Below are 13,282 nucleotides of genomic sequence, written 5' to 3'. Positions count from 1 at the left end.
CATTACGATTTATTTTTATCATTAAAGTATACAGGAGAAGAGCACATTTGTAAAGAAAAATGTGTTCTCCCTCTACTTCAATGTATTGATTAATGGATGGCAGATTTAAATTTTCCGCCCTTCGTTTCTTGTGTATTCATAATGGTAATAAACGCGTTCGGGTCAATCTCATGTACAATCGATTTTAATTTTGCCACTTCAAGCCTTGTAACAACTGCATAAATGACGTCTTTTTCCGTATCCGTGTATCCGCCTTTTCCCTTTAATTTTGTCGTTCCGCGTCCTAAGCGTGACAATATAGCATCAGACACTTCATCGTAATGATCAGATATAATGATGGCGGCCTTTGTTTCATCAAGACCTTGAACAACCGCATCAATTGTTTTAAAGGCAATATAATATGTAAAGATGGAATACATGGCTTGCTCAATCCCGAAGACAAACGCTGCGCTTCCAAAAATGAAAATATTCAAAAACATCACGATTTCACCAACGGAAAAGGGAATTTTTTTCGTTAAAAGAATTCCTAAAATTTCTGTCCCGTCCAGAGATCCTCCGTGTCGGATGACAAGTCCCACTCCTGCACCGAGCAAAAAACCACCAAATACAGTGGCTAACAAAGGCTCTGTTGTAAAGGCCTCAAAATCATGGGCCAGCCTTTCCGCAATGGCCAAACAAATGATGCCAAATATGGACGAAAACATAAATGTCTTCCCAATCTGCTTATAACCGGAATACATAAAAGGAAGGTTTAACACAATAACTAATGTTGCGAAATTGATGATTTTAATATGATTCGAAAATATGTGGTCTAAAATAAGCGAAATGCCGATGATACCGCCATCAATCATATGATTTGGGACTAAAAACAGCTCGATGCTTACGGCTGCCAGAACAGCTCCAATCACAATCATTAACAATCGATAAATGATGTGTCTTAAGCTTTCTTTTTTATGATGTTTTTTACTCATCTCGTCCTCCTAGTTTTTTTTTAATCATATTGTATTATAAAAATTTTGCTGAGACGATATTTATGTCATTTTCTCCACCCATTTTTTTTAAAAAAAGGCAACTATCTTCCCCTCTGTTCATACGAATAAGAGGGGAGGCGAGATCTTTGATTTTATTTGAAAAAATTATTCAACAAAAAATTAACAGTTTAAAACCTGAAGAACTTGTGTCATATGCAAAGCAATATGATATATCCATTTCGATTAACGAAGCAAAACAGCTGCTTCAACTCGTACAGGGAAAAAAAATCAACGTGTTTCATGAAGAAGAAAGAATTGCTTTGTTAAAACAAATTGCCAAAATCACTTCGCCGGAAACAGCCAAAAAAGCAAATCAATTATTTTTGCAATTCTTCAATGGCAATTGGAAATAAAAAAGGCAAGTTCCCTAAAAAAGGGAGCTTGTCCTTTTTTATTGATTTGCTATTTTTTCCAAAACATTTTCATCAAACGTCTTATTCTTCAGCATGTCAATTTCAAATTTATAAGGCGGCTTTTTATTTTTTTTGTCGTCACCGACATACGGAGTTTCTAAAATTTTTGGCAAGTCTTTTAATTGCGGATGGTGGACGATATAATTGATTGCTTTAAATCCTATGTGGCCGAATCCGATATTTTCATGACGGTCTTTTTGGGCCCCGCGCGGATTTTTGCTGTCGTTTATATGAACAACTTTTAAACGGTCGATGCCGATGATTTTATCAAATTGATTTAAAACCCCATCAAAATCATTGACAATATCATAACCGGCATCATGAGTATGGCAAGTGTCGAAACAAACGGACAAATGTTCATTGTAGGTAACACCATCAATGATCATCGCAAGCTCCTCAAACGTTCTTCCGCATTCTGAACCTTTGCCGGCCATCGTTTCAAGGGCGATTTGCACTTTTTGCCCCCTCTCCAGCACTTCATTTAAACCTTCAATAATTTTTTTGATTCCGGCTTCTGCACCGGCTCCAACGTGAGCTCCCGGATGGAGCACGATTTGTTTTGCGCCGATTGCTTCCGTGCGTTCAATTTCCGATTTTAAAAAATCAACGCCAAGCTGGAAGGTCGCTAAATTTGTTGTATTGCCAATGTTAATAATATATGGTGCGTGAACGACAATTTCTTCGATGCCATGCTCTTTCATATGCGCCAAACCTGCTTCGATATTTAAATCTTCAATTTTTTTTCTTCTCGTGTTTTGCGGGGCTCCTGTATAAATCATAAACGTATTAGCGCCGTATGAAACTGCCTCTTCACTTGCCGCAAGCAACATTTTCTTGCCGCTCATCGATACATGCGAGCCAATTTTTAACATGTTTTTCCTCTCCTTACAACCTTTTATTTATTTTTTCTTGCTTGCTTTTTCTTTAGCTTTTCAATTTGTTCTTTCATCTTTTTTTTGTATCCTGGTTTTACCGATTTTGGCTTTTTGATGATTCCGATAATCGCGTTTGTTTCCATTGGTTGTTTTTTTCTTTTTTGTCTGCGATTTCGGTCATCGAGCGCTTTCCATATTCCGTTTTCAATATCTCGATTTTCAAAGATTATCCCCATTTTTTCAAGCTTTTGCAGCATTTGTTCGTTATCGTCTTCATAGATTGTATAGGCAAATCCTGAAAAGCCAGCCCGAGCCGTTCTTCCGGTTCGGTGAATATAAAAATCTAAATCAGTCGGCAGCTCGGCATTGATTACATGGGAAACACCTTCAATATCAATTCCTCTTGCAGCTAAATCAGTTGCTACTACAACTTGATAGGCAAGATCCTTTATTTGACGCATTTCTTTTTTCCGTTCACGCGGGGTAAGACCGCCGTGGATTTGCCCAACCTTTAATCCCTTTTCGGCAAGACCGTATGCCACATCTTGGGCATTCGCTTTTGTATTCACAAAAATTAACGCTAAATAAGGGTTTAAGGAAACTACCATATTGTATAAAAGATCTATTTTGTTTCGATGCCGCAGCGGAACAAGAACATGCGTGATGTTTTTGGCATGTACTTGTTTTGGAGATACATGAACATACTCAGGATTTTCCATATATTTTTTTAAAAAAGGCTTTAATTTTTCAGGAATGGTGGCAGAAAACACAAGCATTTGCAGTTCTTTTTTCATGCGGCTAGCTATTTGGTCGACCTCATAAATAAAGCCTAAATCAAGCATTAAATCGGCTTCATCCACAACTATGCTTTTGGTCGAATATAAATCTAGCGCCCCTTCCTTGACAAGATCAAGAATTCTGCCAGGTGTTCCGATCACAAGATGGGGCTGAGTTTTTAGCTTTTCGATCGCCCGCATTTTATCTGTACCGCCAATAAAAAGTTTTGCATGTAATTCTTTTTCCGGCGGGGCGAATTTTATGATTTTTAACGCTTCTTCGTAAATTTGAGTCGCGAGCTCTCTCGTCGGTGCTAAAACAACAACTTGAACACGCTTTTCCTCTCCGCAAATACTGTTGATTAACGGTAGCAAATAAGCATGTGTTTTGCCTGTACCTGTTTGTGATTGGCCGATGGCACTTGCTCCTCTTAATATGATTGGGATCATTTGTGCTTGAATTTCAGTCGGTTCTTTAAAACCTAACGACTGAACGGCATCTATAATAAAATCTTGAAATGGAAAATCTTTAAAGTCAGCTGCCATTGCAAAACAACTCCTTCATAATCAATCAACCCATTTTTTGATTATAAACAATATAATGGAAAAACTCCAATTTTAATAAAACATTTTCCTAAAACGCCGCATAGTTTAATGTAGGTAAAACAGCAAAAGAAAGGGGAAAAGTTTATGCATCCTTATCGAGCTTTTCCTCCCTTCCGGCAGCAGCCATTGATCCGCCCTTTTTTTGGCGGAGGCTACCATCCTTTTTGGGGGCAGCCACCTGTTCAGCAATGGCCGGTTCCGCCTAGGGGAGGATTACAATCGCTTTTTTCGCGTTTTCTTCCATCGAGCACAATGCATGCAGGAAGTATACCGTCAAGCGGTGCTGTTCAAAGTTTAACAAACCCTGCCAATCTTTCAAACATGTTGACGAATGTCCAAAAAGTTCTCGGTGTCGCTCAGCAAGTCACACCGATGGTTCAGCAATACGGTCCTCTGATTCGTAATCTCCCGGCAATGTTCAAAATTTATAGAGAATTGAAAAATGCTGATACAGACAGTAGCGAAGAAGATGATATAAAAGAAAATTCGTCATCTAAAAGATTGAAGGAACAGACAGCCGATGACAGCCCTTCAGATGAAAATACGTCGGGCGAATCAAAACCTAAGCTTTATATTTAATTGTGTTTTGTTTTCTTCCTCCATGTTAGGTATAATGATGTTAGATAGTCAAGCCGCTTGACGGCTTTTTTATTTTCCTTTACTAAATATCAGGAGGAAAAAACATGGAGGTTATTAAAATTTCCCCTCGAGGATACTGCTATGGTGTTGTTGATGCAATGGTGATAGCCAAAAATGCAGCAATGGATAAATCACTGCCTAGACCGATCTATATTTTAGGAATGATCGTTCATAATAAACATGTAACAGATGCCTTTGAAAAAGAAGGGATTATTACGTTAGACGGAAAAAATCGACTTGAGATTTTGAAAAGAGTCGATAAAGGAACCGTTATTTTCACTGCTCACGGCGTTTCGCCAGAAGTGCGCAAAATAGCGAAGGAAAAAGGGCTTGTCACGATCGATGCTACATGCCCTGACGTCACAAAAACTCATGAACTTATTAAACAAAAAAAAGAAGAAGGGTATGACGTCATTTATATTGGAAAAAAAGGGCATCCGGAACCGGAAGGAGCAGTAGGTGTAGCGCCGGATATCGTTCATTTAGTCGAGACTGTCAACGATGTTGAAGAGCTCGATATTTCCAACGACAAAATCATTGTTACGAACCAAACAACAATGAGCCAATGGGACGTAGCTGATATAATGGAAAAAGTGAAGGAAAAATATCCGCATGTCGAGTTTCATAAAGAAATTTGCCTCGCAACACAAGTTCGCCAGGAAGCTGTGGCCGAACAAGCAAAAGAAGCTGATTTAACCATTGTCGTCGGCGATCCGCGCAGCAACAATTCAAACCGGCTTGCGCAAGTATCTGAAGAGATTGCGGGCACGAAAGCTTATCGTGTGGCGAATGTAAGTGAAATCAAACTGGAATGGCTTAAAGGCGTTAAAAAAGTTGCCGTTACAGCCGGTGCATCAACCCCAACGCCGATTGTCAAAGAGGTCATTCGATTTTTGGAGAATTATGATCCAGAAAATCCAGAAACATGGGATTTAACTTCAAATGTCCCTCTTGAAAAAATATTACCAAAAGTAAAAGTCAAAAAATCATAGACAAAACCTTTTTAATGATTAAAGGGGATCGGTCCGCTAAAAAGGACTGATCCCCCATTTAATTATAGAAACTTGAACGGATCTGTATGGACGCGGGAAGGAATAATTTCTACTTCCAGATTTTCTTCAGCACACAGCTTTGTTAGTTTTTCCGCCACTCCCGCTTTCATCACCTTTTCAATGTTGTGACCTGGATCAACTACATGTAAGCCGAGCATCATAGCATCGTGAGCTGTGTGGTAATATACATCACCAGTTACATAAACATCTGCGCCTCTCATTTTTGCCTGATAAATGTATTTATTTCCGTCTCCGCCTAAAACGGCTACTTTTTTTATAGTTGCCTGTAAATCCCCTACTACTCTTACTTTTTCCACTTCTAAAGCTTTCTTAACATGCTCTGCAAATTCCTTCAATGTCATTTCTTTTTCAAGCTCTCCAATTTTCCCTAATCCAAGCTGTTTCCCTTCGTTTTCTAATGAATAGATGTCATAAGCAACTTCTTCATAAGGATGAGCCTTCAACATCGCTTGAATGACTTTCTTTTGGATTGACTGCGGGAAGATCGTTTCAATTTTGACTTCTTCAACCATTTCAAGCTTTCCAGTATCTCCGATAAAAGGATTTGCATTTTCCAAAGGTAAAAATGTTCCTGTTCCTGCCGAGGAAAAAGTGCAATAACTGTAGTTGCCGATAAATCCAGCACCCGCTTTGCCAAGCGCCGCCCGAACGTCCTTCTCATAGTCTTTTGGTACAAATACAGCAAGCTTTTTTAATGGGTCTTGGTAAGTCGGGACAAGTATTTTTTGATTCACTAATTGTAGGCGGTCGGCCAAAAGATCATTCACTCCGCCTGGAGCCACGTCCAAATTTGTATGGGCCGCATAAACGGCAATTTCATGCTTGATGCATTTTTCTATAATACGTCCTGCCGGATCATCTGTTCTAATATGCTTTAAAGGATGAAAAATGGGAGGATGATGAGCGATAATTAAATCAACCTTTTGATTGATTGCTTCATCAACGACTTCCTCCAAAACATCCAGAGCGACCATAATTTTTCGGACAGGCTTGTTTAATGTGCCGATTTGCAGCCCGATCTTGTCTCCTTCCAATGCATAATACTTTGGAGAAAACCGTTCAAATAATTGAATAATATGTTGGCCATTAGCGATTTTCTTCATTTATTTTATGACCTCCTCAATGATCTCGATCACCTTTTTTATTTCTTCTTTTTTTTGCATATGCTGTTCATTTCCATTGGATTGCTCCAGCTGCCGTAGAATGTCCTTCCGATGAGAAAGCTCGTGTCTCCATTTTTTTAAAAAAACGTTGTTCTTTTCTTTTAACAAAAATGGACCCATTAACAAAGCTGCTTCAAATGGCAAAGCTTCATACGGTTTCATTGCATTTCCACGCTTAGCGGACAGCACCTCATATATTTTTCCGCTCTCTTCTAGAATTGTTTCTCCTTCGAGCTCCCAACCATTGTCAATCAGCCATTTTCGAACTTCAATTGCATGAATATTCGGCTGAAGTACAAGCCGTTCAACCTTCCCGAGCTTCTCTTTTCCTTCCTCCAAAATCGTTTTAATAAGCGAGCCGCCCATGCCAGCGATCGTGATGCATGTTGCCTCATCCTTTTGTAATACGGACAATCCGTCCCCTTTCCGAACGGAAATTACATGCTGGAGCCCGTTTTTTTCCACTTGCTTTTTTGCCGCTTGATAAGGGCCTTCATTGATTTCACCGGCAATCGCTTTCACTGTTTTTTTGGCAAGCACTAGATAACATGGCAAATATGCATGATCTGATCCAATATCTGCTGTCACCTGATTATTCGGAACAAATTCTGCCACAGCCGACAGTCTTTTTGAAAGTTGGACACTGTTCAATTTATTTCACCCTTTATTCCAATTTGGTAAACATGAAAATACGAAAAAAGTCCCCCAAAAGGAAGACTTTTCAACCAATATGTTTTTTATTATTTAATTTTAGAAACCCATTCGGCCATTTCATCAAGCTTTTCTTCAGGTACTAGCCCGCCAGGCATCGCACCGCGGCCGTTTTTAATTGTTTCTTTAATTTCATCAACTGACAATTTGTCGCCAACACCTTTTAATGAAGGACCTGCTCCGCCTTCAAAGTTTTGACCGTGGCAGCTTGCACAGCTTTGCTTGAATATATCCTCCGGCTTTGCATTAGCGACGTCTTCCGTTTTTTGTCCGCCCCCCTCTTTTTCTTCAGCCATCTCTTTCATATTATCCAGTCCGATGAAAGAAAATGCAACCATTAGTCCAATTCCAAACACAATGATTAATGCAAATGGAATAAGCGGATTACGATTCATTTTGTAACCTCCCTTATGTATAACCGTACATTTGCTTTTTTCGCTCAACATGGACGAGCTGAAACTAACCTAAACAATCTCTATTGTACTTGAATTTTCTTTGAAGGAAAAGTCTTTCTATATAAGTTCCTTGTGATGTTCACGAATTAGACAAAAAAACAATTTAAAAAGTTCTTATGTTTTTTCAACAAATGTCATTTGCAAAATGAAAGAAGATTCAGTAAAATATAGTACAAATAGTTATTGTTGTTAGCGTTTACATATATTGAAGGGAAGGCAGACGAATAAGTCTGCCCAAGGAAAGAAAAAAACATTTTTATTTTTATTCCAAAAAGTCTTTCAGCCGCTTGCTTCGGCTTGGATGGCGCAATTTTCGCAGAGCCTTCGCTTCAATTTGCCGAATGCGTTCTCGAGTGACACCGAAAACTTTTCCTACTTCTTCCAGAGTCCGAGTTCTTCCATCGTCCAGTCCAAAACGAAGGCGCAGAACGTTTTCCTCCCTGTCTGTAAGGGTATCGAGAACATCTTCAAGCTGCTCCTTTAATAATTCATATGCAGCATGCTCTGATGGAGAAGTAGCCTCTTGGTCTTCAATAAAATCACCTAAGTGCGAATCGTCTTCTTCGCCAATCGGTGTTTCTAATGATACAGGTTCTTGGGCAATTTTTAAGATTTCTCTAACTTTTTCTGGAGTCAAATCCATATCTTCAGCGATCTCTTCTGGTGTCGGTTCACGACCCAAATCTTGAAGCAATTGGCGTTGGACTCGAATTAACTTATTGATTGTCTCAACCATATGGACAGGGATGCGGATCGTTCTCGCCTGATCTGCAATTGCCCGTGTAATTGCCTGGCGAATCCACCATGTTGCATATGTGCTGAATTTGTATCCTTTTCGATAATCAAATTTTTCAACAGCTTTCATCAGCCCCATGTTGCCTTCCTGTATGAGATCGAGGAAGAGCATTCCGCGGCCGACGTAGCGTTTTGCAATGCTGACGACTAGGCGCAGGTTGGCTTCTGCAAGCCTTCTTTTCGCTTCTTCGTCCCCTTGTTCAATACGCTTGGCAAGTTCGATTTCTTCATCAGCCGATAAGAGATCAACCCGGCCGATTTCTTTTAAATACATTCGAACCGGATCATTTATTTTCACACCCGGCGGTACACTAAGATCATTTAGATCAAATTCTTCTTCATCTTCTTTGTCTAAATCCGGCAAATTGGAATCAACATCTTCGTTTTCGCTAATTAATTCGATTCCTTGCTCATTAACGTATTCATAAAACTCATCCATTTGATCTGAATCAATATCGAAATTTGCCATTTTCTCAGCAATTTCTTCATATGTTAATACTCCGCGTTTCTTTCCTAATTGAATAAGCTGATTTTTCACTTCCTCAACAGTTCCATCAGCTTCTAAATCTTTTGAATGGGCTTGTTTTTCAGCCATTGGATCCCCTCCTTCCAGAGTTATACAAGCTTTCACATTAATCCTTTTTTCAGCTGAATTACTTCCATTGCAATTTCGGCAGCTTTTACATAATCTTTTCGTTTTTCAGCCTCTTTCTTCTCAGCTTCCTTTTCCTTTAGGATGAGCATTTTTTGATGGTTCAAGATATGTTTTACATAGTCTTGAAGCTCTTGCTCAGTCAATTGTTCGCCAATTGTCATCATGGCAATTTCCGATACAATTCGGCTTAATGAAGGATCTTTGAGCTTCGTCAAAAAGTGGCTTATGTCCGGATCGTTCCCTTCCTCATAATAAGCGTATAAATAGGATGAAATAGCCCGATGCTCCTCCACGTTAAAATTTCCACCAATCGCATGAAGAACCTTTTCTGCCACTTCCCTGCTTTTCAACATATGAGCAATTAGAAGGCGTTCTGCCTTTTGATAAGCAGGCATCAGTGCATTCCGTTGTAATGCATCAGTCTTGAGACTCGTTTTTTCTGGTCTTCTTCTTTTCCGCTTATTTATATTCCGAAGCTCTGCCATTAACGTTTCTTTTGATACGGAAAATTCTTCAGAAAGCTGCGTGATATACAGCTCTTGTTCGATCCCGCTCGGAAGGCCGCTTAATTCGTTAAGCACTTCTTGAATGTATCTCGCTCGGTCCCCTTCATCCTGGAGATTTTTCCCCTTTCGAAAATATTCCATCTTAAATGCCATTAATGAGAGACTTGCCCCTATTACATCGTTTTTGAATTTTTCCTTTCCGTATGTCCGAATGTAGTCATCAGGGTCTAACCCTTCAGGCATTTTAGCAATCCTTACATTACATCCTGCTTCAACAAGCAATTTAGAAGCTCTGAAGGCAGCTTCAATTCCAGCGGAATCGGAATCGTAGCAAATGACAACTGTTCCTCCGCTTCTGGCTAAGAGCTTGACCTGTTCTTCCGTCAGCGCTGTTCCCATTGTTGCTACACTATGCTCGATTCCTGCATGAACGGACGATATAACATCCGCAAACCCTTCAAACAACACCGCTTCCTGTTTTCGTCTAATGAAAGGTCTTGCTTGGTGGAAATTATAAAGAATCCGTCCTTTGTTAAATATTTTTGTCTCAGGGCTGTTTAAATATTTTGGCTGTTTGTTTCCTAGCGACCTTCCGGAAAAAGCGACTGTACGGCCTTGTGCATCTTTAACCGGAAACATGATCCGATTGCGAAACCGATCAAAAAAAGAACCGTTAGATTCGCTTCGGATAATTAATCCTGTTTTTTCTAATAACGGAAGTTCAAAACCTTTTTTCAGCAAATATTTTAAAGAAAAGTCCCAAGAATCTAAAGCGTAGCCAATCTCAAATTGATCGATTAATTCTTTCGTAAAACCCCGATGAAGCAAATAATTTAACGCGTTTTGCCCTTCTTTTGTATTTAGTAATAAATGATGGTACATTTTTTTCAGCAGTTCATGCACTTTTATCATTTTCTCTGCTTCGCTGTTGTTTGGGTATGTCGATTCTTGAGAAAGTGCCGAGCCCCCTGGAATGTCCAAACCAGCTTTTTTTGCTGTCATTTGTACAGCTTCTGTAAAGCTGCATCCTTCAATTTGCATGAGAAAGGTAAAAACATTTCCGCCAGAACCGCAGCCAAAGCAGTGGAAAATTTGTTTTTCAGGTGAAACAGAAAATGAAGGTGTATTTTCGCCGTGAAAAGGACATAGTCCAAAAAAGTTTCGACCCTGCTTCTTTAATTGAACATATTCACTCACAACATCTACTATATCTACAGCATGTTGTACTTTTTCTATAAATTCCTCGGGAAGCATTTTCCCCATATGAACAACTCCGTGCCTTAAAATTTATTCAATATGAATTTTAAAATTTCCTGCATAATTCGACAATATTTTTTCAAATGCTGTGATAAAATGATGACGATCTTTATCTTGGAATTTTTTTGGCCCTTTGATATAATTGCCGTTTCTTCTTTCCCTTGCCGAAATATACCGGAGATGGAGAACAGAGTCGATTGTATCTTCTGTAAACAGCATTCCTCTTGGAGAGAGAACATGTGTGCATTTCTTAAGCAGCATACCGGCTAGTCCGATATCTTGTGTAATGATGATGTCATGTTTTTTTGAGTTGTTAAAAATGTATAAGTCGACAGATTCCTTTTCTTGATCGACAAATACCCAGCTATTCCCGTCATCCTTTTTACCTACATGAGCATATGATGCAATGAAACAAACCGGGATTTTATATTTTTTTGCGACTGATGCAATTTCTTCTTTGACGGGGCATGCATCAGCATCGACAAAAATAGTGATATTTTTCCCATCATATTTCTCTATTCTTCATCACCTCAAAGAATCCTGCCTGCAATTTAAACTTTTTACAAAAAGTGATTTGTCGAATTTTCTTTCTCCAACCCCCTTGACATCTTCCTGTAAATAGTTTATTCGTATTTTTTTTAGTCTAAACCTAAAAAGCATAATTTTATCACAATTTTTTATTATAATACAATACACTGCATTATTCCATCATTTTATCTTTCACCATGAAAAAAACCTACTATATTCTTAAGATCGGAATAAGCAGGTTTTATCACATGTTATTTTTTTAAGAATAAATTTTGGATATGATTGGCTGTTTCTTCAACTGCTTTGTTCGATACATCTATAACTGGACAGCCGATTTTTTGAACAATTTTTTCAAAATAAGCTAATTCTTCTTTAATTCTGTCTATATTGGCATATATAGCCTGATCATTAAGCCCGAGCTGCTTTAATCTTTCCTTTCGGATATAATTCAGCTTTTCCGGACTGATTTTTAGACCGACGCATTTCTCTTTGGAAACTTTAAAAAGTTCTTCAGGGGGTTCTACTTCGGGAACAATAGGAACATTAGCTACTTTTAATCGTTTTAGCGCCAAATATTGCGACAAAGGCGTTTTGGAAGTCCGCGATACACCGATCAAAACAATATCGGCTTTCAAAATTCCTCTCGGATCGCGGCCGTCATCATATTTAACAGCAAACTCAATTGCTTCTACTTTTTTGAAATAGTCTTCATCAAGCTTCCGAACTCTTCCGGGCTCATACTTCGCTTTTATTCCATATGACGTTTCCATTTTATCAATTAAAGGACCAATGATATCGTGGTAGATCACACCTTCTTTTTCCGCTTCTTGAATAAGAAGATTCCTAAGTTCGGGGACAACGATTGTGAAGCAAATGATCGCATTATCCATTTTCGCCAATGCGACAACTTCTTTGATTGTATTTGCATCCTCCACATAAGGCACCCTTTTCACATTCGTTTCATATTGAGAGCCGTTAAATTGACTGATAGCTGCTTTTACAACGAGATCTGCCGTTTCCCCGACTGAGTCTGAAACAATATAGATCGTACGATTATTCATTCGGATCCCCCATTCTTACATAATATCGTCATCAACTAATCTTACCAATATTTTTGTAATGTTTGTTTTCGTAATTCTTCCTATCACTTCAAATCCGCCGTCCACTTCTTTTACAACGGGCAGTGCATCGATTTGCTTTTCAATTAAAATCCTTGCTACATCAATAATAAGATCTTCCTTTTTGCATACGGTTATATTTGGCATTCTAGTCATAATAATATTGACGGGGATTTGGGTTAATTCCTGTTTGCCGATGCTTGCCCGGAGGAGATCTTTTCTCGACAGCACTCCCACTAGCAACGATTGATTATCTACCACAAATAATGTCCCGACATCTTCCAAAAACATTGTACAAATTGCATCATAAACAGAAACATTATCGTTGACAACGACTGGGATCGACTGAAAATCTTTTACTTGGAGCTTTTTTAATTTCTCTGCAAGCAAATTGGCGCCTGATTTCCCTGTATAAAAATAGCCGACTCGCGGCCTTGCGTCAAGGTATCCAGCCATTGTTAAAATTGCTAAATCAGGTCTTAGCGTAGCTCTTGTCAAGTTTAAACGATCTGCAATATGCTCACCTGTAATTGGCCCATGCTCCTTAACGATTTGCAATATTTGTTCTTGCCGTTTATTAAGCTCTATTGTCCTCACCACCTTGAAAAAGAGGCTGCATTATAAAAATATTATATATGATTTCAATATTTTGAAAAGGTTTTCTATTGCTCATTACGGCGA

13 protein-coding genes and 1 pseudogene are annotated in these 13,282 nt (G+C 38.8%); 3 read left to right on the top strand and 11 right to left on the bottom strand.

The window, feature by feature from the left end; all coding sequences use genetic code 11:
* Positions 1-89 precede the first annotated feature (89 nt).
* Complete coding sequence (locus tag NSQ61_RS02365; protein ID WP_063388063.1) at positions 90-971, bottom strand: YitT family protein; 882 nt, start codon at positions 969-971, stop codon at positions 90-92.
* 146 nt (positions 972-1,117) lie between these two features.
* On the opposite strand from NSQ61_RS02365, the gene NSQ61_RS02360 reads away from it, so the two are divergent.
* Positions 1,118-1,384, top strand: coding sequence for a DUF2624 domain-containing protein (locus tag NSQ61_RS02360; RefSeq protein WP_063388062.1), 267 nt, complete (start codon positions 1,118-1,120; stop codon positions 1,382-1,384).
* A 38-nt stretch (positions 1,385-1,422) separates the two neighbouring features.
* On the opposite strand, the gene NSQ61_RS02355 is transcribed toward NSQ61_RS02360, so the two are convergent.
* Positions 1,423-2,316 carry a deoxyribonuclease IV gene (locus NSQ61_RS02355; protein WP_066247561.1) on the bottom strand — a complete coding sequence of 298 codons (894 nt, stop codon included), beginning with the start codon at positions 2,314-2,316 and terminating at the stop codon, positions 1,423-1,425.
* Between the two features lie 23 nt (positions 2,317-2,339).
* A complete protein-coding gene (locus NSQ61_RS02350) occupies positions 2,340-3,641 on the bottom strand; it encodes a DEAD/DEAH box helicase (RefSeq protein ID WP_144596775.1) in 1,302 nt (433 codons plus the stop codon).
* Between the two features lie 123 nt (positions 3,642-3,764).
* On the opposite strand from NSQ61_RS02350, the pseudogene vrrA reads away from it, so the two are divergent.
* Positions 3,765-4,280: pseudogene (gene vrrA, locus NSQ61_RS02345) on the top strand (VrrA/YqfQ family protein); the annotation flags it as partial.
* Positions 4,281-4,384: 104 nt separating this feature from the next.
* Positions 4,385-5,332, top strand: coding sequence for a 4-hydroxy-3-methylbut-2-enyl diphosphate reductase (locus NSQ61_RS02340; protein ID WP_327848020.1), 948 nt, complete (start codon positions 4,385-4,387; stop codon positions 5,330-5,332).
* Between the two features lie 62 nt (positions 5,333-5,394).
* On the opposite strand, the gene NSQ61_RS02335 is transcribed toward NSQ61_RS02340, so the two are convergent.
* From NSQ61_RS02335 to NSQ61_RS02300, 8 genes are all read right to left on the bottom strand, one after another.
* Positions 5,395-6,516, bottom strand: coding sequence for a Nif3-like dinuclear metal center hexameric protein (locus NSQ61_RS02335; protein ID WP_340805793.1), 1,122 nt, complete (start codon positions 6,514-6,516; stop codon positions 5,395-5,397).
* Positions 6,517-7,227 carry a tRNA (adenine(22)-N(1))-methyltransferase gene (locus NSQ61_RS02330; RefSeq protein WP_340805791.1) on the bottom strand — a complete coding sequence of 237 codons (711 nt, stop codon included), beginning with the start codon at positions 7,225-7,227 and terminating at the stop codon, positions 6,517-6,519.
* A gap of 89 nt (positions 7,228-7,316) precedes the next feature.
* Positions 7,317-7,682, bottom strand: a complete 366-nt coding sequence (cccA, locus tag NSQ61_RS02325; RefSeq protein ID WP_063388055.1) for a cytochrome c550 — start codon at positions 7,680-7,682, stop codon at positions 7,317-7,319.
* Positions 7,683-8,004: 322 nt separating this feature from the next.
* Positions 8,005-9,132: an RNA polymerase sigma factor RpoD gene (rpoD, locus tag NSQ61_RS02320; RefSeq protein ID WP_063388054.1), complete on the bottom strand. Its 1,128-nt coding sequence runs from the start codon at positions 9,130-9,132 to the stop codon at positions 8,005-8,007.
* 32 nt (positions 9,133-9,164) lie between these two features.
* Entirely contained in the window at positions 9,165-10,961 is a 1,797-nt protein-coding gene (dnaG, locus tag NSQ61_RS02315) for a DNA primase (protein WP_094246229.1), read from the bottom strand.
* Positions 10,962-10,985: 24 nt separating this feature from the next.
* Positions 10,986-11,474 (bottom strand): YaiI/YqxD family protein, encoded by a 489-nt coding sequence (locus NSQ61_RS02310; RefSeq protein WP_340808028.1) that lies wholly within the window; start codon positions 11,472-11,474, stop codon positions 10,986-10,988.
* A 260-nt stretch (positions 11,475-11,734) separates the two neighbouring features.
* Positions 11,735-12,544 carry a pyruvate, water dikinase regulatory protein gene (locus NSQ61_RS02305; RefSeq protein WP_063388051.1) on the bottom strand — a complete coding sequence of 270 codons (810 nt, stop codon included), beginning with the start codon at positions 12,542-12,544 and terminating at the stop codon, positions 11,735-11,737.
* 15 nt (positions 12,545-12,559) lie between these two features.
* Complete coding sequence (locus NSQ61_RS02300; protein ID WP_094246231.1) at positions 12,560-13,198, bottom strand: helix-turn-helix transcriptional regulator; 639 nt, start codon at positions 13,196-13,198, stop codon at positions 12,560-12,562.
* Positions 13,199-13,282 lie beyond the last annotated feature (84 nt).

Source organism: Aeribacillus sp. FSL K6-1121 (genome assembly GCF_038003725.1).
GTDB classification, from domain to species: Bacteria; Bacillota; Bacilli; order Bacillales; family Aeribacillaceae; genus Aeribacillus; species Aeribacillus composti.
The sequence above is the reverse complement of the archived record's forward strand: the minus strand, read 5'-3'. Positions and strand labels throughout refer to the sequence as shown.

What these genes read in the sequence shown, in the direction of transcription:
- NSQ61_RS02365 (WP_063388063.1), bottom strand. Translation starts at nt 971, where the DNA reads ATGAGTAAAAAACATCATAAAAAAGAAAGCTTAAGACACATCATTTAT.
- NSQ61_RS02355 (WP_066247561.1), bottom strand. Translation starts at nt 2,316, where the DNA reads ATGTTAAAAATTGGCTCGCATGTATCGATGAGCGGCAAGAAAATGTTG.
- NSQ61_RS02350 (WP_144596775.1), bottom strand. Translation starts at nt 3,641, where the DNA reads ATGGCAGCTGACTTTAAAGATTTTCCATTTCAAGATTTTATTATAGAT.
- NSQ61_RS02340 (WP_327848020.1), top strand. Translation starts at nt 4,385, where the DNA reads ATGGAGGTTATTAAAATTTCCCCTCGAGGATACTGCTATGGTGTTGTT.
- NSQ61_RS02335 (WP_340805793.1), bottom strand. Translation starts at nt 6,516, where the DNA reads ATGAAGAAAATCGCTAATGGCCAACATATTATTCAATTATTTGAACGG.
- cccA (WP_063388055.1), bottom strand. Translation starts at nt 7,682, where the DNA reads ATGAATCGTAATCCGCTTATTCCATTTGCATTAATCATTGTGTTTGGA.
- rpoD (WP_063388054.1), bottom strand. Translation starts at nt 9,132, where the DNA reads ATGGCTGAAAAACAAGCCCATTCAAAAGATTTAGAAGCTGATGGAACT.
- dnaG (WP_094246229.1), bottom strand. Translation starts at nt 10,961, where the DNA reads ATGGGGAAAATGCTTCCCGAGGAATTTATAGAAAAAGTACAACATGCT.
- NSQ61_RS02305 (WP_063388051.1), bottom strand. Translation starts at nt 12,544, where the DNA reads ATGAATAATCGTACGATCTATATTGTTTCAGACTCAGTCGGGGAAACG.